The following is an 18,544-nucleotide window of genomic DNA, read 5'->3' as shown; positions in this document are numbered from 1 at the left end:
AGAGTCTCGGGGATTCGACATGGCATGTCGCGGCTAAAGCCGTACAATAGGCCACGCCTCGGCCTTCCCGGGCCGCAGTGCGCGCAATGAGTGCAGGAAAACACGCGTTTTGAAGAAATCGAACACCAACGTCCAGGTGCCGGCCTGGCGGCAGCAGCTTTCCATTCGTCTCAAGGAAGGGGCGCTCATCGCTCTGGGGGCTCTGTGTCTCTATCTGTGGATGGCCCTGCTGACCTACGACCAGAACGATCCGGGCTGGACCCATACCAGTAACGTCGAGCAGGTGCAGAACGCTGCCGGTCGCGCCGGGGCCTGGTTCGCTGACATCCTGTTCATGGTGCTGGGCTATTTCGCCTACGTGTTCCCGCTGCTGCTAGTGGTGAAGACCTGGCAGGTCTTCCGTAACCGCCACGAGCCCTGGCAGTGGAGCGGCTGGCTGCTGTCCTGGCGAACGCTGGGGCTGGTGCTGCTGGTGCTCTCCGGGGCGGCGCTGGCCTACATCCATTTCAATGCTGCCACCCATCTGCCGGCCTCGGCCGGCGGCGCCCTGGGCGAGAGCCTCGGCCAGCTGGCGGTAGCGGCTCTCAACGTGCAGGGCAGCACCTTGCTGTTCATCGCCCTGTTCCTGTTCGGCCTGACGGTGTTCACCGACCTGTCCTGGTTCAGGGTGATGGACCTGACCGGCAAGATCACCCTGGACCTCATCGAACTGATCCAGGGGCTGATCACCCGCTGGTGGAACGCCCGCCAGGAGCGCAAGCAGCTGGTGGCCAAACTGCGTGAAGTGGACGAGCGGGTCCACGAGGTGGTGGCCCCGGTGGTGCCGGACCGCCGCGAGCAGGCCAAGGTCAAGGAGCGCATCATCGAACGCGAGGAATCCCTAAGCCGGCATATGAGCGAGCGGGAAACCCGCCCGGCGCCGGTGATTGCCCCGCCGCCACCGCCCAAGCCGGCCGAGCCCAGCAAGCGGGTGCTCCGCGAGAAGCAGGCGCCGCTGTTCGTGGACAGCGCGGTGGAGGGTACCCTGCCGCCGATTTCTCTGCTCGACCGCGCCGAGAAGAAGCAGAAGAGTTTCTCGCCGGAGTCCCTGGAGGCCATGTCGCGACTCCTGGAGATCAAGCTCAAGGAGTTTGGCGTCGAGGTCACCGTGGAGTCCGTGCATCCCGGCCCGGTGATCACCCGTTTCGAGATCCAGCCGGCGGCCGGCGTGAAGGTTAGCCGTATCTCCAACCTGGCCAAGGACCTGGCGCGCTCCCTGGCGGTGATCAGCGTGCGTGTGGTGGAGGTGATCCCCGGCAAGACCACCGTGGGCATCGAGATCCCCAACGAGGACCGGCAGATCGTGCGCTTCTCCGAGGTGCTCGAGTCGCCCGAGTACGACGAGGCCAAGTCGCCGGTCACCCTGGCCCTCGGCCACGACATCGGCGGCAAGCCGATCATCGCCGACCTGGCGAAGATGCCGCACCTGCTGGTGGCTGGTACCACCGGTTCCGGCAAGTCGGTGGGGGTCAACGCCATGATCCTGTCGATCCTCTTCAAGTCCACGCCGGAAGAGGCGCGGATGATCATGATCGACCCGAAGATGCTGGAACTGTCCATCTACGAGGGCATTCCGCACCTGCTTTGCCCGGTGGTGACCGACATGAAGGAGGCCGCCAACGCCCTGCGCTGGTCGGTGGCCGAGATGGAGCGCCGCTACAAGCTGATGGCGGCCATGGGGGTGCGCAACCTGGCTGGCTTCAACCGCAAGGTCAAGGAAGCCGAGGAGGCCGGCGCGCCGCTGCATGATCCGCTGTACAAGCGCGAGTCGATGGACGACGAGCCACCGTACCTCAAGCCGCTGCCGACCATCGTAGTGGTGGTCGACGAATTCGCCGACATGATGATGATCGTCGGCAAGAAGGTCGAGGAACTGATCGCCCGCATTGCCCAGAAGGCCCGTGCGGCCGGCATCCACCTGATCCTCGCCACCCAGCGCCCGTCGGTGGACGTGATCACCGGCCTGATCAAGGCCAACATTCCGACCCGCATCGCCTTCCAGGTGTCCAGCAAGATCGACTCGCGGACCATCCTCGACCAGGGCGGCGCGGAACAGCTGCTCGGCCACGGCGACATGCTCTACCTGCCGCCGGGCACTGGCCTGCCGATCCGCGTGCACGGCGCCTTCGTCTCCGACGACGAGGTGCACCGCGTGGTGGAGGCCTGGAAGCTGCGCGGCGCGCCGGATTACATTGAGGATATCCTCTCCGGCGCCGAGGAGGGCGGCAGTGGCGGCGGCTACGAGGGCGGCTCCGGCGAAGGCGGCGAGGGAAGCGAGGACGACCCGTTGTACGACGAGGCGGTGCGTTTCGTCACCGAGTCGCGCCGGGCTTCCATCTCTGCGGTGCAGCGCAAGCTGAAGATCGGCTACAACCGCGCCGCGCGAATGATCGAGGCGATGGAAATGGCCGGCGTGGTATCGCCGATGAACAGCAACGGCTCGCGGGAAGTCATAGCCCCGGCGCCGGTCCGCGACTGAAACATCCCGCGCGTTGTCGGGCAGGCAATGCGCGGCGACTCCCGGTAAACTCCGTTCCTTGCATTCTTCGCTCGAGAGAGGACTTCCATGCGTCTGATCCGCCTGTTGTTGATCGCCACGCTCGGCTTCGCCAGCCTGCCGGCCCTGGCTGACGGCCAGGCTTCCGTGCAGCGTCTCACCGAGCTGTTGGGCAAGGCGCAGACCATCGCCGGGCGTTTTTCGCAGCTGACCCTGGACGGTTCGGGTACCCAGCTGCAGGAAACCGCTGGGGAGATGCTCCTCAAGCGTCCCGGGCTGTTCCGCTGGCATACCGACGAGCCCATGGAGCAGCTGCTGGTCTCCAACGGCGAGAAGGTCTGGCTGTACGACCCGGATCTGGAGCAGGTGACCATCCAGAACCTCGACCAGCGCCTGACCCACACTCCGGCGCTGCTGCTGTCCGGCGACGTCTCGAAGATCAGCGAGAACTTCGAGATCAGCCACAGGGAAGCCGGCGACGTGGTCGACTTCACCTTGAAGCCGAAGGCCAAGGACACCCTGTTCGACAACCTGCGGCTGTCCTTCCGCAAGGGTGTGATCAACGACATGCAACTGATCGACAGCGTCGGTCAGCGCACCAACATCCTGTTCTTCGGGGTGAAGATGAACCAGCCGGTGGACGCCGGCCAGTTCGACTTCAAGGTTCCGGAAGGCGTCGACGTCATCCAGGAATGAGCCCGTCATGGATCTGTTCGGCAACGCCCCCGTCTCCCAGCCACTGGCCGCCCGTCTCCGCGCGACCAGCCTGGACGAGTACGTCGGACAGGAACACCTGTTGGCCCCCGGCAAACCGCTGCGCGAGGCCCTGGAGCAAGGCGCGCTGCACTCGATGATCTTCTGGGGGCCGCCGGGAGTGGGTAAGACCACCCTGGCGAAGCTTCTCGCCAAGGTCTCCGACGCCCATTTCGAGACCATCTCCGCGGTGCTCTCCGGGGTCAAGGAGATCCGTCAGGCGGTGGAGGTGGCCCGCCAGCAGGCCGCCTACGGGCGCCGCACCATCCTCTTCGTCGACGAGGTGCACCGCTTCAACAAGTCCCAGCAGGACGCCTTCCTGCCCTACGTGGAAGACGGCACCCTGATCTTCATCGGCGCGACCACCGAGAACCCGTCCTTCGAGCTGAACAACGCGCTGCTCTCGCGGGCCCGCGTATACGTGCTGAAGAGCCTGGACGAGGCGGCCATGCGCAGGCTGGTGGCCCGCGCCCTCACGGAGGAGAAGGGGCTCGGCACGCGCCACCTGAGCCTGCCCGAGGAGAGCTTCCAGATCCTCATGGCCGCCGCCGACGGTGACGGCCGACGCCTGCTCAACCTGCTGGAGAACGCCGCTGACCTGGCCGAGGACAACGGCCCCATCGGCCCGGACCTGCTGCAGAATCTGCTCGGCGACAGCCGGCGGCGCTTCGACAAGGGCGGCGAGGCCTTCTACGACCAGATCTCCGCGCTGCACAAGTCGGTGCGTGGCTCCAACCCGGACGCCGCCCTCTACTGGTTCGCGCGCATGCTGGATGGCGGCTGCGATCCGCTGTACATCGCCCGTCGGGTGGTACGAATGGCCAGCGAGGACATCGGCAACGCCGACCCGCGAGCCCTGACCCTGTGCCTCAACGCCTGGGACGTGCAGGAGCGCCTGGGCAGTCCGGAGGGCGAGTTGGCGGTCGCGCAGGCCATCGTCTATCTGGCTTGCGCGCCGAAGAGTAACGCGGTGTACATGGCCTTCAAGGCGGCCATGCGCGATGCCGCCGAGAACGGCTCGCTGGAGGTGCCGCTGCACCTGCGCAATGCGCCGACCAAGTTGATGAAGGAGCTGGGCTACGGCGAGGAATACCGCTACGCCCACGACGAGCCGGACGCCTATGCCGCCGGCGAGGACTATTTCCCCGAAGCCCTGGAGCCGCGCCGCTACTATCAGCCGGTGCCCCGTGGTCTGGAGCTGAAGATCCGCGACAAACTGGAACACTTGGCAGCACTCGACAGGGCCAGCCCTCGGCAACGGAGGAAGTCATGATCGGCGTGGTACTGGCCGTGGCGGCGGGCGGAGCGCTCGGTACCTTGCTACGCTATTGCGCCGGCAACTGGGTCAATGCCCACTGGCCGCAGCACTTCTACCTGGCTACCCTGGGGGTCAACTTTGCCGGCTGCCTGCTGATCGGCTACCTGTACGGCTTGTTCCTGCTGCGCCCGGAGGTGCCGCTGGAGCTGCGCGCGGGGCTGATCGTCGGGTTTCTCGGCGGGCTGACCACCTTTTCATCCTTTTCCCTCGACACGCTGCGCCTGCTGGAGAGTGGGCAGTTGCCCACGGCCCTGGGCTACCTGGGTGCCAGCGTGTTCGGCGGCCTGATCGCCACCTGGGCGGGGCTGACTTTCGCCAAACTCTGACAGACGAGAACCGACATGCTCGATCCGAAACTGATTCGTAACGAACTGCCGATGGTGGCCGAGCGCCTGGCGACTCGCGGCTTCCAGCTGGACGTGGCGCTCATCGAGAGCCTGGAAGCCCGCCGCAAGGCCGTGCAGACCCGCACCGAGCAGCTCCAGGCCGAACGCAACGCGCGCTCCAAGTCCATCGGCCAGGCCAAGGCCCGCGGCGAGGACATCGCCCCGCTGATGGCCGACGTCGAGCGCATGGCCAACGAGCTGGCTCAGGGCAAGCAGGAACTGGACGCCATCCAGGCCGAGCTGGACGCCGTGCTGCTCGGCCTGCCGAACCTGCCCCACGAATCGGTTCCGGTGGGCGCGGACGAGGAACAGAACGTCGAAGTGCGTCGCTGGGGCACCCCGCGCCAGTTCGACTTCGCGATCAAGGACCATGTGGCCCTCGGCGAGCGTCACGGCTGGCTGGACTTCGAGACCGCCGCCAAGCTCTCCGGTGCGCGCTTCGCCCTGCTGCGCGGGCCCATCGCCCGGCTGCACCGCGCCCTGGCGCAGTTCATGCTCGACCTGCACACCCGCGAGCATGGCTACCAGGAGGCCTACACCCCCTACCTGGTGCAGGCCCAGACCCTGCAGGGCACCGGCCAGCTGCCGAAGTTCGAGGAAGATCTGTTCAAGATCAAGCGCGGCGAGCAGGCCGACCTCTACCTGATCCCCACCGCCGAGGTGTCGCTGACCAACATCGTCGCCGGCGAGATCCTCGAGGCCAAGGAGCTGCCGATCAGGCTCACCGCCCACACCCCGTGCTTCCGCAGCGAGGCCGGCGCCTCCGGCCGCGATACCCGCGGGATGATCCGCCAGCACCAGTTCGACAAGGTGGAGATGGTGCAGATCGTCGAGCCGGCCAAGTCCTTCGAGGCTCTGGAAGAGCTGACCGGTCACGCCGAGCGGGTGCTGCAGCTGCTCGAACTGCCGTACCGGGTGATGGCCCTGTGCACCGGCGACATGGGCTTCAGCGCCACCAAGACCTACGACCTGGAGGTCTGGATTCCCAGCCAGGACAAGTATCGGGAGATTTCTTCCTGCTCCAACTGCGGCGACTTCCAGGCCCGCCGCATGCAGGCGCGCTGGCGAAACCCGGAAACCGGCAAGCCGGAGCTGGTGCACACCCTGAACGGTTCCGGCCTGGCCGTGGGCCGTACCCTGGTGGCGGTGCTGGAGAACTACCAGCAGGCCGACGGTTCGATCCGTGTGCCCGAGGTGCTCAAGCCCTACATGGGCGGCATCGACGTCATCTGAACCCGTAACCCGCTGCAAGCTCCAGGCTGCAAGTCGCTTCAGCTCCGCTTGCAGCCTGGCCTGCCGCCCGGAGCTGTCGCCATGGACTTTCTCCCGCTGTTCCACAACCTCAAGGGCCGCCCGGTGCTGCTGGTCGGCGGCGGCGAGGTGGCTCTGCGCAAGGCCCGGCTGCTGGCGGGGGCCGGCGCCGCGCTGCGGGTGGTGGCCCCGGAAGTCCATGACGAGCTGCGTGGCCTGGCGACCGAAACCTTGCGGCGCGGCTACCAGGCCAGCGATCTGGACGGCGTGGTGCTGGCCGTCGCCGCCACCGACGATCCGGCGCTGAACGCCCAGGTGTCCACGGATGCTCAGGCGCGCAGCATTCCGGTCAATGTGGTGGACGCGCCGCAGCTGTGCACGGTGATCTTCCCGGCCATCGTCGATCGCTCGCCGCTGCTGGTGGCAGTGTCCAGTGGCGGCGATGCGCCGGTGCTGGCGCGGCTGATACGCGCCAGGATCGAGACCTGGATTCCCGCTGCCTACGGGCAGCTCGCCGTTCTGGCGAAGAAGTTCCGCGGCAAGGTCAAGCAGCTGCTGCCAGACGTTCAGCAGCGCCGGGTGTTCTGGGAAGAGGCGTTCCAGGGCCGGGTGGCCGAGAGCGTCTTCGCCGGCAAGCCCGCCGAGGCCGAGCGGCTGCTTGAGGAGCGGCTGGCCGGCGCCGCGCCGCGCGCCCTGGGTGAGGTTTATCTGGTCGGGGCCGGGCCGGGCGACCCGGATCTGCTCACCTTCCGCGCCCTGCGTCTGATGCAGCAGGCCGACGTAGTGCTCTACGACCGCTTGGTGGCCCCGGCGATCCTCGACCTGTGCCGCCGCGACGCCGAGCGCCTCTACGTCGGCAAGCGCCGCGCCGAGCACAGCCTGCCGCAAGAGCAGATCAACCGGAAGCTGGTGGAGCTGGCCCGGCAGGGCAAGCGGGTGCTGCGCCTGAAGGGTGGTGATCCCTTCATCTTCGGCCGCGGTGGCGAGGAGATCGAGGAACTGGCCGCCCACGGCATTCCCTTCCAGGTGGTGCCGGGGATCACCGCAGCCAGCGGCTGTGCGGCCTATGCGGGAATTCCGCTGACCCATCGCGATCATGCCCAGTCGGTGCGTTTCGTCACCGGGCACCTCAAGGACGGCAGCACCGATCTGTCGTGGGCGGACCTGGTTGCGCCGGGGCAGACCCTGGTGTTCTACATGGGTCTGGTCGGCCTGCCGGTGATCTGCGCGCAGTTGATCCGCCACGGCCGGGCCGCGGATACTCCGGCGGCACTGGTGCAGCAGGGCACCACCAGCCAGCAGCGGGTGTTCACCGGCACCCTGGCCGACCTGCCGGAGCTGGTGGCGCGCCATGAGGTGCATGCGCCGACCCTGGTGATCGTCGGCGAGGTGGTCAGGCTGCGCGACAAGCTGGCCTGGTTCGAGGGCGCCCAGGGCGGCGACGCCCAGATTTCCTGAAATGCGAAACGGCCGCCGGATGGGCGGCCGTTTCGTTTTGCGCTCAGAGCGAGCGGTCGCGGCTTTCCCAGTACTGCGTGGCCAGGGCCAGGGCCTCGTCCCGCGGCGTGCCCAGGCCGCGCAGGGCCAGGGCCATGGTGGCCTGCACGGCCAGCCGGCCGTAGTCGTCTTCCACCTCGCCGTGCCAGAAGGCCTGCAGCCGGGCCGGGTCGAGTCGCTCGGGCTTGACGTGGCGCTGCGGCGACAGCGGCGGCCATTCCTCGTCCCAGCTCTGCCCGCCGGCGGTGCCGTAAAGATGGCTGCTGGCGTCCGGGTTGATCTCGATCTCGCCGCCTTCGCCCTTGATCACCAGGGCGGTGTCGCCGAGCAGGCGGCTGGCCTCGCGGTGCTGCTCCTGGTAGCCGGGGTGGAAGATGCTCTGCAGGCAGCAGCGCGCGCCGAGCGGGTTGAGGATGCGTGCCAGGGAATGGATCGGCGAGCGCAGGCCGAGGGTGTTGCGCAGGTCGATCATCCACTGCAGGCGCGGCATCCAGTCCACCAGCGGGGCGAAGGCGATGCCCCGGGCGTCCAGGGCGCGGGCGGCCTCGTCCCAGTCGCGGCACAGCGGGATGCCCAGCCGCTCCAGCAGTTGCTCGCTGTACAGGCGGCCTGCGGTGTGCGCGCCGCCGCCGTGCATGAGGATGCGCAGGCCCTGGCCGGCCAGGCATTTGGCAGCCAGCAGGTACCAGGGCAGGTGGCGCTTCTTGCCGGCGTAGCTGGGCCAGTCCAGGTCCACGGCGATGTCTCGCTTCGGCAAGCGCTCGCGCACCGCCTCGGTGAAGCCGGCCAGCTCCTCGGCGTTCTCCTCCTTGTGGCGCAGCAGCATCAGGAAGGCGCCCAGCTGGGTGTCCTCCACCGTGCCGTCGAGCAGCAGGCCCATGGCCTGACGGGCTTCCTCACGGGTCAGGTCGCGGGCACCACGTTTGCCCTTGCCGAGGATGCGGACGAACTGGGCGAAGGGATGTTCCTCCGGGGTGACCAGAGTGAGCGGTGCGGGATTCATAGGCAGTTGGTCGGCTTCGGCAGGCCCGCCAGCTTGGCGGCGAGTTTCGCGGGAGTGCCCTTGAACAGGGCGTTCAGGTGCAGGCTGTTGCCTTTCTCAGGGCCGAGCTTCTGGGCGGCGTAGCGGATCAGCGGGCGGGTCGCCGGCGACAGCTGGAACTCGGCGTAGAAGTCGCGCAGCAGTCCGAGGATCTCCCAGTGTTCGGGGGTCAGGGTCAGGCCTTCCTGGGCGGCCAGGGCCTCGGCCACCTCGGGCGACCAGTCGTTCCGGTCGACCAGGTAGCCGTCCTTGTCCAGAGGAATCTGGCGCTCGCCAAGGCTCAGCATGCTCATAGCCAGCTGTTCACCTTGGCGTAGCGGCCGCACAGCTCGACGAAGGCCGGGTAGTCCACGGCCTGGACGCGCGCCGGCACTGGCAGGGCGCGGGCCTGCAGGTCTTCTTCGAGCACGTAGAGGGCGATGCTTGCAGGCAGCTGCTCCAGGATCTGCAGCTGGGTGGTGCCGGGCTGCAGGGCATAGACGGCGTCGCCGCACAGCAGCAGGCCGTCGGCGGCGCCGAGCAGGCGCAGGCAGCTGTTCAGGCGGCCGTCGGCGAAGGGCGAATGGGAAAGCAGGTGCAGGGTAGCCATCAGAGGGTGATCACCTGGTCATATTGGTCGAGCAGGGCAGCGAGGCCGGTATCGTCGAGCACCTGCACCGGCAGGCTCAGAGCTTCCTCCGTCAGTCCGCGCTCGGCGAGGCTGTGCCGCGCGGCGTACAGGGATTCGATGCCGAACAGTGGCAGGGCCTGGAGGTTGGCGCCCAGGTCCTTCTGCTCGATGCGCTGCGGCTGCTGGCCGGCGACCAGCTGGAATACGCCGTCGTCGAGGAACAGCAGGCCGATGGGTAGATCGAAGGCTCCTCCGGCCAGAGCGATGTCCAGGGCCTCGCGGGCGGCGGGGCCGGCCCAGGGAGCCTGACGGCTGACGATCAGCAGCGACTTGGCCATCTCAGTTGCCTCCGAAGCAGACCAGGCGGTCCGCCAGTTGGGCCGCCTCGTGCAGCTGGCCGAGGCCGGACAGCTCCCAGGGCGCCGGCAGGTTGGCCGCGTCACGCTCGTAGCGGCGCGCTTCCTCTTCGTTCAGCACGCCGCGGCGCAGTGCCGCGGCGATGCACACCACGCCATCCAGCTGGTGCCGGCTGACGAAGGCGCGCCATTCGGCGGCGCTGTCCAGCTCGTCCTGGGGGGTGACCACGCTGGCCGAGGCGCTGTGCACGCCGTCCTGGTAGAAGAACAGGCGGACGATCTCGTGACCGCCGTCCAGCACCGCTTGGGCGAAGCGCAGGGCGCGGCGCGAGGCGGGCGCATGGGGCGGGGAGAAGAGGGCGATGGCGAACTTCATGGGCGGTCCGGTGCAGGCTGTGGGGCGGAATGATACCGGAGATCGCGGCGGAGAAATCCCCGCGGCGGCTTTTTCTGCCCCCCCAATGGCGCCGCGCGGGCACAAAAAAGCCCGTGGCGGGGAATCGGACCACGGGCAAGGGCGGGAGGGAATAGCTCAGGAGGTGGGCTGGGCGTTCCAGCCGCCGCCGAGTGCCTTGTAGATGGCAACGATGCCGCGATACAGCTCAACTTCCGCCTGGGCCTGGGCATCCTCGGCGGCCAGGCGTTCGCGCTCGGCATCCAGCAGCACCAGGAAGTCCACGGTGCCTTCCCGGTAGCGGATTGCCGCCTGCTCGGCCGCGGCGCGGCTGGCTTCGCTCTGGCGGACCAGGGAGAGCAGGCGCTGCTGGCGCTTGGCGTAGTCGCTGAAGGCGTTCTCGGACTCCTCCAGGGCCAGCAGCACCTGCTGCTCGTACTCGGCCAGGGCGCCGTCGGCCTCGGCCCTGGCGCCGCGCAGGCGGGCTCGTACGCTGCCGAGGTCGAAGGCCGCCCAGGTGATGCTCGGCGTCACGCTCCAGGCCCGCGCCGCGGAGGAGCCCAGCTGCGAACCGCGCCCGGCGGTGAAGCCGAGGAAGCCGGACAGGCTGACCCGCGGGAACAGGTCGGCGGTAGCCACCCCGACGTTGGCGGTGGCCGCGGCGAGCCGGCGCTCCGCGGCGCGGATGTCCGGACGGCGGCGCAGCAACTCGCCGGGATCGCCGATCGGCAGGGCCTTGGCGATGGCCGGCAGGGGCCGCGGCGACAGGTCCACGCTGAGCTGTTCGGGACGCTGGCCGAGCAGGGTGGCGATACGGTTGCGTGCCCGCACGGCCTCGGCCTGCAGCTGCGGCAGGCTGGCCTCGGTGGCGGCCAGGCGGGCATCGGCGCGCAGTACGTCCAGCTCGCTGCCCACGCCGGCTTCGTAGAGGCGCTCGGTGAGCTGGCGGGACTCGCGCTGGTTCGCCAGGTTGTCGCGGGCGATCTGTTCGCGCAGCTGAGCACCACGCAGGCTGCCGTAGGCATCCACCAGTTCGGCGATCAGGCTGACCTGCAGCTGCTGCAGCTCGGCCGCGGCGGCGCCGATCTCCGCCTCACTGGCCTCGATCTGGCGCTGGATGCGGCCGAACAGGTCGAGCTCCCAGGCCATGTCCAGGCCCAGGTCGTAGCGCTCGCTGTTCACCCGGTCCTCGCCGAGGCCGGGCTGCTGGCCCTTGCCGATGGTGGCACCGACGCCGCTGGTGATCACCGGCAGCTGGTCGTTGCCGACATCGTCGCGGATCGCCCTGGCCGCCTGCAGGCGGGCGAAAGCCAGGCGCAGCTCGCGGTTCTCGCGCAGGGCCTGGTCGACCAGGCTGTCCAGGGTCGGGTCCTCGAACTGCCGCCACCAGGACGCCTCGAAGCGTGCTCGGTCGTACTGGTCGGAATCGGCGCTGGTCAGCCGGGCCGGCTCGATATCCGGCTCGCGGTAATCGGGGCCGACCGCGCAGGCGCCGAGCGCTAGGGCCAGGGCGCCGAGGCCCAGGACGCGCAGGCCCGCGCGGGGGGAGAAGGCTACGACGGTCATGCTTGTACCTCCAGCAGTCGGGCCTTGCGGGCCTGGCGCCCGGCCACGAAGTCACGAATCAGTACGTAGAACACCGGGGTCAGCAGCAGCCCGAAGAAGGTCACCCCGATCATCCCGCTGAACACCGCCACGCCCATGGCATGGCGCATCTCGGCACCGGCCCCGGTGGACAGCACCAGCGGTACCACGCCCATGATGAAGGCGATGGAAGTCATCAGGATCGGCCGCAGCCGCAGGCGGCAGGCTTCCAGCACGGCGTCCCAGGGGGGCAGGCCCTCGGCCTCCTTGTCCTTGGCGAACTCGACGATGAGGATGGCGTTCTTGCACGCCAGGCCCACCAGCACGATCAGGCCGATCTGGGTGAAGATGTTGTTGTCGCTGCCGGCCAGGATCACCCCGGTGATCGCCGAGAGCAGGGTCATGGGCACGATCAAGATCACCGCCAGCGGCAGGCTCCAGCTCTCGTAGAGCGCGGAGAGCACCAGGAACACCAGCAGCACGCAGAGCGGGAAGATGTAGATCGCCGAGTTGCCGGCGAGGATCTGCTGGTAGGTCAGATCGGTCCATTCGTAGGTCATGCCGTTGGGCAGTTCTTGCTCCAGCAGCCGTTCCATCGCCGCCTTGGCCTGCCCGGAGCTGTAGCCCGGGGCCGCGGCGCCGTTGATCTCGGCGGTGATGAAGCCGTTGTAGTGCATCACCCGGTCGGGTCCGGAGGTGTCGCTCACCTTGATGAAGGTGGCCAGCGGCACCATTTCGCCGCGGTTGTTGCGCACCTTGAGCTGGCCGATCTGCTCGGGCTCGAGGCGGAACTGCTGCTCGGCCTGGACGTTGACTTGGTAGGTGCGCCCGAAACGGTTGAAGTCGTTGGCGTACAGCGAGCCCAGGTAGACCTGCAGGGTGGTGAAGATGTCATCGATCTCCACGCCGTGGGTCTTGGCCTTCTCGCGGTCGATGGCGGCATCCACCTGGGGCACGTTCACCTGATAGGTGGTGAACAGGCCGGCCAGCTCGGGCACCTCGCGGCTCTTGGCAATGACGTTCTGCACCTCCTGGTACAGCGCCTCGTAGCCCAGGCCGCCGCGGTCCTCGACCTGCACTCGGAAGCCGCCGATGGTGCCAAGACCGCGCACCGGTGGTGGCGGGAAGATGGCGATGCGGGCTTCCTGAATGTCGGCGAACTGCCGGTTGAGCTCAGCGGCGATGGCCGCCCCGCTCAATGCGGGATCACGCCGCTCCGCGAAGGGCTTCAGCGGAGTGAACACGATGCCGCTGTTCGGGCTGTTGGTGAAACCGTTGATGGACAGCCCCGGGAACTGCACGGTGTTCTCGATGCCCGGATGCTGGCCGGCGATCTCCGCCATGCGCTTGATCACCGCCTCGGTGCGGTCGAGGGTCGCTGCGTCCGGCAGTTGGGCGATGGCCACCAGGTACTGCTTGTCCTGAGCCGGCACGAAGCCGGTCGGCGTGGTGCTCAGGCCCAGCCAGGTGAGGGCCAGCAGACCACCGTAGAGCGCGACGGCGATGCCGCTCTTGCGCAGGACCTGCTGCACGATGCCGACGTAGCCGTGGCCGGTGCGCTCGAACAGGCGGTTGAAGGGCCTGAACAGCCAGTTGCCGAGGAGCCGCTCGAGCAGCTGCGAGAAACGGTCCTTGGGCGCGTCGTGGCTCTTCAGCAGGATGGCGGCGAGGGCCGGGGAGAGGGTCAGCGAGTTGAACGCCGAGATCACCGTGGAGATCGCCACGGTCAGCGCGAACTGCTGGTAGAACTGCCCGGACAGGCCGGAGATGAACGCCGTCGGCACGAACACCGCGCAGAGCACCAGGGCGATGGCGATGATCGGCCCGGTGACCTCGCGCATGGCGTCGCGCGCCGCCTGCACCGGCGTCTTGCCAAGGCCGATGTGCCGCTCGACGTTCTCCACCACCACGATGGCGTCGTCCACCACGATGCCGATCGCCAGCACCAGGCCGAACAGCGATAGGGCGTTGAGGGAGAAGCCGAACAGGTGCATCACCGCGAAGGTGCCGATCAGCGACACCGGCACCGCGGCCAGCGGGATGATCGAGGCGCGCCAGGTCTGCAGGAACAGGATCACCACCAGCACCACCAGGACGATGGCTTCCAGCAGGGTATGCACCACCGCCTCAATGGAGCCGCGCACGAAGACGGTTGGATCGTAGACGATCTCGTAGTCCATGCCTTCCGGGAAGCTCTGTTTGAGCTCGGCCATCTTGGCGCGCACCCGGTTGGAGATGTCGATGGCATTGGAGCCGGGGCGCTGGAATACCGGGATGGATACGGCCGGCTGGTTGTTGAGCAACGAGCGCAGGGAGTAGCGGTTGGAGCCCAGCTCGACCCGGGCGATGTCGCGCAGCCGGGTGATCTCGCCGTGCTCGCCGACGCGGATGATGATGTTCTCGAACTCCTCCTCGGAGACCAGCCGCCCCTGCGTGTTGATCGACATCTGGAAACTGATGTCGGATGGGGCCGGCGGAGCGCCGAGGACCCCGGCGGCGACCTGGCGGTTCTGCTCGCGAATGGCGGCGACCACGTCGCTGGCGGTGAGGTTGCGCGAGGCCACCTTGTTCGGATCGAGCCAGACGCGCAGCGAGTAGTCGCCCATGCCGAACAGCTGCACGTCGCCCACGCCGTCCAGCCTGGCCAGCTCGTCCTTGATGTTGAGCACGGCGTAGTTGGACAGGTAGAGCATGTCGTAGCGGTCATCCGGCGAAGTCAGGTGCACCACCATGGTCAGGTCGGGGGAGGCCTTGTCCACGGTGATGCCCAGGCGCGTCACTTCCTCAGGCAGCTGCGGCTCGGTGCGGGTGACCCGGTTCTGCACCTGTACCTGGGCGTTGTCCAGGTCGGTGCCGAGGGCGAAGGTGATGGTCAGGGTCATCCGGCCGTCGGCGGTGGATTGCGAGGACATGTAGAGCATGCCTTCCACGCCGACGATGGCCTGTTCCAGCGGTGAGGCGACGGTCTCGCCGATCACCTTGGGGTTGGCGCCGGGATAGTTGGCGCGCACCACCACGGTGGGCGGAACCACCTCGGGGTATTCGCTGATCGGCAGCTGGAACACCGCGATGGCTCCGGCGATCAGGATCATCAGCGACAGCACGGCGGCGAAGATCGGGCGCCGGATGAAGTACTGGGAGAAGTTCATCGTCTTTTACCTGGCAAAGGGCGAGCGGCTCCGCCGGGGGCGGAGTCGCATTGGGGTGTTTCGGTGCTCTTCCACTTCCCTCTCCAGTCAGGGGAGAGGGGTGATGGCGCCGTCAGCCGCGCGGACTGGCCGGTTTCGGGTGTTGGGCGACGCGGTCCGGCAGGCTCTCGTCCACCGCCTGGCGCTGGCGGGCCAGATTGGCGAGGGTCTGCTCGTCGGCCATGGGCACGTCCTCGGGGGTCACCTGCATGCCCGGCCGGGCGCGCTGCAGACCGTTGACGACGATCTTCTCGCCCTTGCGCAGGCCCTTGCGGACGATGCGCAGGCCCTCGAGCCGCGGTCCCAGCTCGACGGCCCGGTAGGCCACGGTGCCGTCGTCGGCGAGGGTCAGCACGAACTTCTTGCCGAGATCGGTGCCGACCGCCTCGTCCTTGATCAGCGCAGCGTCATAGGTGGCGCTGCCGACCAGGCGCAGGCGGACGTAGAGGCCGGGGGTGAAGCGCCCGTCGCGGTTGTCGAAAACCGCCCGGCCGCGGATGGTGCCGGTGCGCGGGTCTACCTGGTTGTCCATGAAGTCCATGCGCCCCTCGTGGGGAAAACCGTCCTCGTCGGACAGGCCGAGGTAGACGGGGGTGGAGTCGCTGCGCTGGCCATCGCGGGAGAGTTCCTGGTACTTCAGGTAGATGCGTTCGTCGGCATCGAAGTAGGCGTACACCTTGTCGGTGGAGACCAGGCTGGTGAGGCGGGTTTCTCCCGCATTGACCAGGTTTCCGGTGGTCACCTCAGCGCGGCTGACGCGGCCGTCGATGGGCGCGGTGACCCGGGTGAACTCCAGATTCAGACGCGCCGCCTCCAGGCCGGCCTGGATCGCCGCCACCTCGGCCCGCGCCTGCAGTGCGGCGCTGGCCCGGGCGTCGGCCAGTTCGGCCGAGATCGCGTTGCTGGCGCGCAGGCGCTCGCCGCGGCGGGCCTCGTTCTCGGCCTGGGCGAGGTTGGCGCGGGCCTGCTGCAGCTGGGCCTCGAGGCGCCTGACCTCGGCCTCGAAGGGGCGTGGATCGATCTGGAACAGCAGGTCGCCCTTCTTCACCAGGGCGCCCTCGGTGAAGGCCACCCTGTCGATGTAGCCGGAGACCCGCGGGCGGACCACCACGGACTCCGGCGCCTCCAGGCGGCCGGTGAGCTCGTCCCATTCGTTGATCGGTTGCTGGATCACCGCTGCGACGCTCACCTTGGGCGCCGGCGCTCCGCCGGCGCTGGTGCTCTGACCCTGACCGCAGGCGGCCAGGAGGATCAGCGGCAGGGCGGCAAGGGTGAAGCGCAAGGTCTTGATCGACTGTTCCATCGGTGACTCCGCCGTAGGTTGTTTTCTGGAATGGGGCGAAGTCTGCGGTCGTCACGAGACGAGGACGAATCGAACGGGACGAAGTTGACTATCAATGGGAATGATGGACCGACCGGTTATATCGATAGGGTCGTATGGAATGTCGCCGAAAGCTCTGGGAACGAGGTTACAGGCTGTCCGGGTCGGAGCAGAACATCTGGATGCGCGAGCGCAGCCAGCGTTCTGCCGGGTCGTTGTCCTGGGCGCCGCGCCAGGCCATGTGCAGTTCGAAGCTGGGCGTCTCCAGGGGCAGGTCCTCGACGCGCAGGCCGCCGGCGGAGGCCAGGGCAGCGGCGGTGTAGTCCGGCACGGTGACGAGCATGTCGGTACCCGCCAGCAGGCTGCCGAGACCGTTGAACTGCGGCACGGCGAGAACCACCTTGCGCTGCCGGCCGAGCTTGGCCAGCTCCTCGTCGATGAAGCCGGTCAGGTTGCCGGCGAAGGACACCAGGGCATGGGGCCGCGTGCAGTAGTCGTCGAGGCTCAGCGGCCCGGGAATGCCGTCGGCGCGTAGCAGTTTGGGCTTGCTGCGGCGCAGCACCTTGCGCTTGGCGTTGGCGGGCAGCTCCTCGGTGTAGGAGACGCCCACCGAGATCTCCCCGGAGGCGAGCATCTGCGGGATCAGCAGGTAGTTGGTTCGGCGCACCACCAGTGCCACCCCCGGCGCCTCGGCGCGGATGCGCTTGAGCAGGGCTGGCAGCAGGGCGAGCTCCACTTCGTCGGAGAGGCCAATGCGGAACACTGCAGTGCTGGTGGCGGGATCGAAGTCCGCGGCGCGGCTGACCGCGGTAGAGATGGCGTCCAAAGCCGGGGAGAGCAGGGCGAAGATCTCCTGGGCGCGCGCCGAGGGTTCCATGCTCCGCCCGGTGCGCACGAACAGCGGGTCGTCGAACAGCGTGCGCAGGCGGGCCAGGGCCGCGCTGATCGCCGGCTGGCCGAGGAACAGCTTTTCCGCCGCGCGGGTGACGCTGCGCTCGTGCATCAGCGTCTCGAAGACGATCAGCAGGTTCAGGTCGACGCGGCGCAGATCGTTGCGGTTCATGGACGTTCCCGTGCTGTGAGGGAATTAAACTGACCGTGCCGGCGGCGGGCGTCAAGTCGCCGGACGGCCGAGCGTTTCGCGGCGCTCGCGGAGGCCGGCATTCCTGCAGCATCATCCCCATTCATGTGTACTATCGATGTCAACGGGTGGTCCTATCCGGAAAGCCCGGATACAGTCCGTGGCATTAGAGATTGCCGGCGAGGTTCGCGATGTCCCGCATGATCCGCTTTCACCAGTTCGGCCCTGCCGAGGTCCTCAAGGTCGAGCAGGTCGAACTGCCGTCGCCCGCTCCGGGAGAGGTGCTGGTCCGCAGCGAGGCGATTGGCGTGAGCTGGTTCGACGTGCTCTGGCGACAGAACCTCTCCAACAGCCGGGCGCGCCTGCCCGCCGGCCTGGGCTTCGAGGTGGCCGGTGAGGTCGTGGCCGTCGGCAGCGGGGTCGAGGACCTCGTGGCCGGCGACAAGGTGGCCAGCTTCCTCGGCCACAGCATCAACGACTACCCGGCCTGCGGCGACCAGGTGCTGCTGCCGCGCAGCTCGCTGGTCCGCTATCCCGAACGGCTCGATCCCCGGCAGGCCGCGGTGCACTACACCGCCTTCCTCACCGCCTGGTTCGCCTACGTCGAGCTGGCCCGGGCCCAGACAGGCGAAACCGTACTGCTCACCGAGGGCGCGCACGGCAGCGGTCCGGCCATGCTCCAGCTGGGCAAGGCCCTGGGCCTCAGGGTGATCGCCGCCACTCGCTGGGCGGAGGAGCGCGAGATCCTGCTCGCCCTAGGCGCCGACAAGGTGATCCTCAGCGAGGAGGAGGACCTGGTCGGCCGGGTCACCGCGCTCACCGACGGGCGCGGCGTGGACATCGTCATGGACGGTCTCGGGGGACCGCAGATGTGTCTGCTCGGCGACGTCGTCGCACCGCGCGGCAGGCTGATCCTCTACGGCCTGCAGGGCGGCAACAACACGCCGTTCCCGGCCTGCGCGGCGTTCCAGAAGAACATCCAGTTCTTCGTCCACTGTCTGGGCAACTTCACCGGCAAGCCGGAGCTGGGCATCCCCCAGGACCGCCAGGCCCTCGAGCGCGCGCTACAGGCGATCGACCAACTGACCTGCGACGGCCTGCTGAGCAGTCGGGTGGGCAAGGTGTTCCCGCTGGACAAGGTGGTCGCCGCGCACCGCTACCTGGAAGGCTGTCCGAAGGACGGCCGGGTGGTGCTGGAGCCCTGAGCACTTCTACCTGGCTTTCCTG

General features: G+C 68.1%; 16 protein-coding genes. 7 read left to right on the top strand and 9 right to left on the bottom strand.

All coding sequences use genetic code 11. From position 1 onward, the window contains the following. Nucleotides 1-46: 46 nt before the first annotated feature. The 6 genes from ftsK to cysG all read left to right on the top strand — a co-directional run bounded on the left by ftsK (nt 47) and on the right by cysG (nt 7,702). Nucleotides 47-2,518, top strand: a complete 2,472-nt coding sequence (gene ftsK, locus H165_RS0107440; RefSeq protein WP_420493618.1) for a DNA translocase FtsK — start codon at nt 47-49, stop codon at nt 2,516-2,518. 87 nt (nt 2,519-2,605) lie between these two features. After that, complete coding sequence (gene lolA, locus H165_RS0107435) at nt 2,606-3,232, top strand: outer membrane lipoprotein periplasmic chaperone LolA (protein ID WP_017938292.1); 627 nt, start codon at nt 2,606-2,608, stop codon at nt 3,230-3,232. Nucleotides 3,233-3,239: 7 nt separating this feature from the next. Beyond that, nucleotides 3,240-4,562, top strand: coding sequence for a replication-associated recombination protein A (locus tag H165_RS0107430; RefSeq protein WP_017938291.1), 1,323 nt, complete (start codon nt 3,240-3,242; stop codon nt 4,560-4,562). Continuing rightward, nucleotides 4,559-4,933, top strand: coding sequence for a fluoride efflux transporter CrcB (gene crcB / locus H165_RS0107425; RefSeq protein ID WP_017938290.1), 375 nt, complete (start codon nt 4,559-4,561; stop codon nt 4,931-4,933). Before H165_RS0107430 ends, crcB begins: the two co-directional genes overlap by 4 nt. A 15-nt stretch (nt 4,934-4,948) precedes the next feature. Further along, the gene (serS, locus tag H165_RS0107420; protein ID WP_017938289.1) at nt 4,949-6,226 is read left to right on the top strand and encodes a serine--tRNA ligase; all 1,278 of its coding nucleotides are present in this window, start codon (nt 4,949-4,951) and stop codon (nt 6,224-6,226) included. 81 nt (nt 6,227-6,307) lie between these two features. Next, nucleotides 6,308-7,702, top strand: coding sequence for a siroheme synthase CysG (gene cysG, locus H165_RS0107415; protein ID WP_017938288.1), 1,395 nt, complete (start codon nt 6,308-6,310; stop codon nt 7,700-7,702). A 43-nt stretch (nt 7,703-7,745) separates the two neighbouring features. On the opposite strand, the gene H165_RS0107410 is transcribed toward cysG, so the two are convergent. The 9 genes from H165_RS0107410 to H165_RS0107370 all read right to left on the bottom strand — a co-directional run bounded on the left by H165_RS0107410 (nt 7,746) and on the right by H165_RS0107370 (nt 17,299). Continuing rightward, entirely contained in the window at nt 7,746-8,744 is a 999-nt protein-coding gene (locus H165_RS0107410) for a glycosyl transferase family protein (RefSeq protein ID WP_017938287.1), read from the bottom strand. After that, entirely contained in the window at nt 8,741-9,076 is a 336-nt protein-coding gene (locus H165_RS0107405; protein ID WP_017938286.1) for a TusE/DsrC/DsvC family sulfur relay protein, read from the bottom strand. Before H165_RS0107405 ends, H165_RS0107410 begins: the two co-directional genes overlap by 4 nt. Beyond that, nucleotides 9,073-9,372, bottom strand: a complete 300-nt coding sequence (gene tusB, locus H165_RS0107400) for a sulfurtransferase complex subunit TusB (RefSeq protein ID WP_017938285.1) — start codon at nt 9,370-9,372, stop codon at nt 9,073-9,075. The genes H165_RS0107405 and tusB overlap by 4 nt, the downstream gene beginning before the upstream one ends. Further along, nucleotides 9,372-9,731 (bottom strand): sulfurtransferase complex subunit TusC, encoded by a 360-nt coding sequence (gene tusC / locus H165_RS0107395; RefSeq protein ID WP_017938284.1) that lies wholly within the window; start codon nt 9,729-9,731, stop codon nt 9,372-9,374. The genes tusB and tusC overlap by 1 nt, the downstream gene beginning before the upstream one ends. A 1-nt stretch (nt 9,732) precedes the next feature. Further along, the gene (gene tusD, locus H165_RS0107390) at nt 9,733-10,125 is read right to left on the bottom strand and encodes a sulfurtransferase complex subunit TusD (protein ID WP_017938283.1); all 393 of its coding nucleotides are present in this window, start codon (nt 10,123-10,125) and stop codon (nt 9,733-9,735) included. 156 nt (nt 10,126-10,281) lie between these two features. After that, entirely contained in the window at nt 10,282-11,709 is a 1,428-nt protein-coding gene (locus H165_RS0107385; protein WP_017938282.1) for an efflux transporter outer membrane subunit, read from the bottom strand. Continuing rightward, on the bottom strand, nt 11,706-14,876 hold the full coding sequence (locus tag H165_RS0107380; RefSeq protein WP_017938281.1) for an efflux RND transporter permease subunit: 3,171 nt from the start codon (nt 14,874-14,876) through the stop codon (nt 11,706-11,708). Before H165_RS0107380 ends, H165_RS0107385 begins: the two co-directional genes overlap by 4 nt. Nucleotides 14,877-14,988: 112 nt before the next feature. Further along, complete coding sequence (gene mexE / locus H165_RS0107375) at nt 14,989-16,218, bottom strand: multidrug efflux RND transporter periplasmic adaptor subunit MexE (RefSeq protein WP_017938280.1); 1,230 nt, start codon at nt 16,216-16,218, stop codon at nt 14,989-14,991. Between the two features lie 166 nt (nt 16,219-16,384). Then, on the bottom strand, nt 16,385-17,299 hold the full coding sequence (locus tag H165_RS0107370) for a LysR family transcriptional regulator (RefSeq protein WP_017938279.1): 915 nt from the start codon (nt 17,297-17,299) through the stop codon (nt 16,385-16,387). A 209-nt stretch (nt 17,300-17,508) separates the two neighbouring features. Between H165_RS0107370 and H165_RS0107365 the strand changes: the two genes are divergently transcribed. Continuing rightward, entirely contained in the window at nt 17,509-18,522 is a 1,014-nt protein-coding gene (locus H165_RS0107365) for a zinc-dependent alcohol dehydrogenase family protein (protein ID WP_017938278.1), read from the top strand. Nucleotides 18,523-18,544: the final 22 nt, after the last annotated feature.

The sequence above is a fragment of the Pseudomonas thermotolerans DSM 14292 genome (assembly GCF_000364625.1).
GTDB lineage: Bacteria > Pseudomonadota > Gammaproteobacteria > Pseudomonadales > Pseudomonadaceae > Aquipseudomonas > Aquipseudomonas thermotolerans.
The sequence above is the reverse complement of the archived record's forward strand: the minus strand, read 5'-3'. Positions and strand labels throughout refer to the sequence as shown.

Bases quoted from the DNA above. Each gene is read 5' to 3' on its own strand.
- tusC (WP_017938284.1), bottom strand. From the start codon at position 9,731: ATGGCCAAGTCGCTGCTGATCGTCAGCCGTCAGGCTCCCTGGGCCGGC.
- H165_RS0107430 (WP_017938291.1), top strand. From the start codon at position 3,240: ATGGATCTGTTCGGCAACGCCCCCGTCTCCCAGCCACTGGCCGCCCGT.
- H165_RS0107405 (WP_017938286.1), bottom strand. From the start codon at position 9,076: ATGAGCATGCTGAGCCTTGGCGAGCGCCAGATTCCTCTGGACAAGGAC.
- H165_RS0107410 (WP_017938287.1), bottom strand. From the start codon at position 8,744: ATGAATCCCGCACCGCTCACTCTGGTCACCCCGGAGGAACATCCCTTC.
- lolA (WP_017938292.1), top strand. From the start codon at position 2,606: ATGCGTCTGATCCGCCTGTTGTTGATCGCCACGCTCGGCTTCGCCAGC.
- H165_RS0107380 (WP_017938281.1), bottom strand. From the start codon at position 14,876: ATGAACTTCTCCCAGTACTTCATCCGGCGCCCGATCTTCGCCGCCGTG.
- mexE (WP_017938280.1), bottom strand. From the start codon at position 16,218: ATGGAACAGTCGATCAAGACCTTGCGCTTCACCCTTGCCGCCCTGCCG.
- tusD (WP_017938283.1), bottom strand. From the start codon at position 10,125: ATGAAGTTCGCCATCGCCCTCTTCTCCCCGCCCCATGCGCCCGCCTCG.
- H165_RS0107385 (WP_017938282.1), bottom strand. From the start codon at position 11,709: ATGACCGTCGTAGCCTTCTCCCCCCGCGCGGGCCTGCGCGTCCTGGGC.
- cysG (WP_017938288.1), top strand. From the start codon at position 6,308: ATGGACTTTCTCCCGCTGTTCCACAACCTCAAGGGCCGCCCGGTGCTG.
- serS (WP_017938289.1), top strand. From the start codon at position 4,949: ATGCTCGATCCGAAACTGATTCGTAACGAACTGCCGATGGTGGCCGAG.
- H165_RS0107365 (WP_017938278.1), top strand. From the start codon at position 17,509: ATGTCCCGCATGATCCGCTTTCACCAGTTCGGCCCTGCCGAGGTCCTC.
- H165_RS0107370 (WP_017938279.1), bottom strand. From the start codon at position 17,299: ATGAACCGCAACGATCTGCGCCGCGTCGACCTGAACCTGCTGATCGTC.
- tusB (WP_017938285.1), bottom strand. From the start codon at position 9,372: ATGGCTACCCTGCACCTGCTTTCCCATTCGCCCTTCGCCGACGGCCGC.
- crcB (WP_017938290.1), top strand. From the start codon at position 4,559: ATGATCGGCGTGGTACTGGCCGTGGCGGCGGGCGGAGCGCTCGGTACC.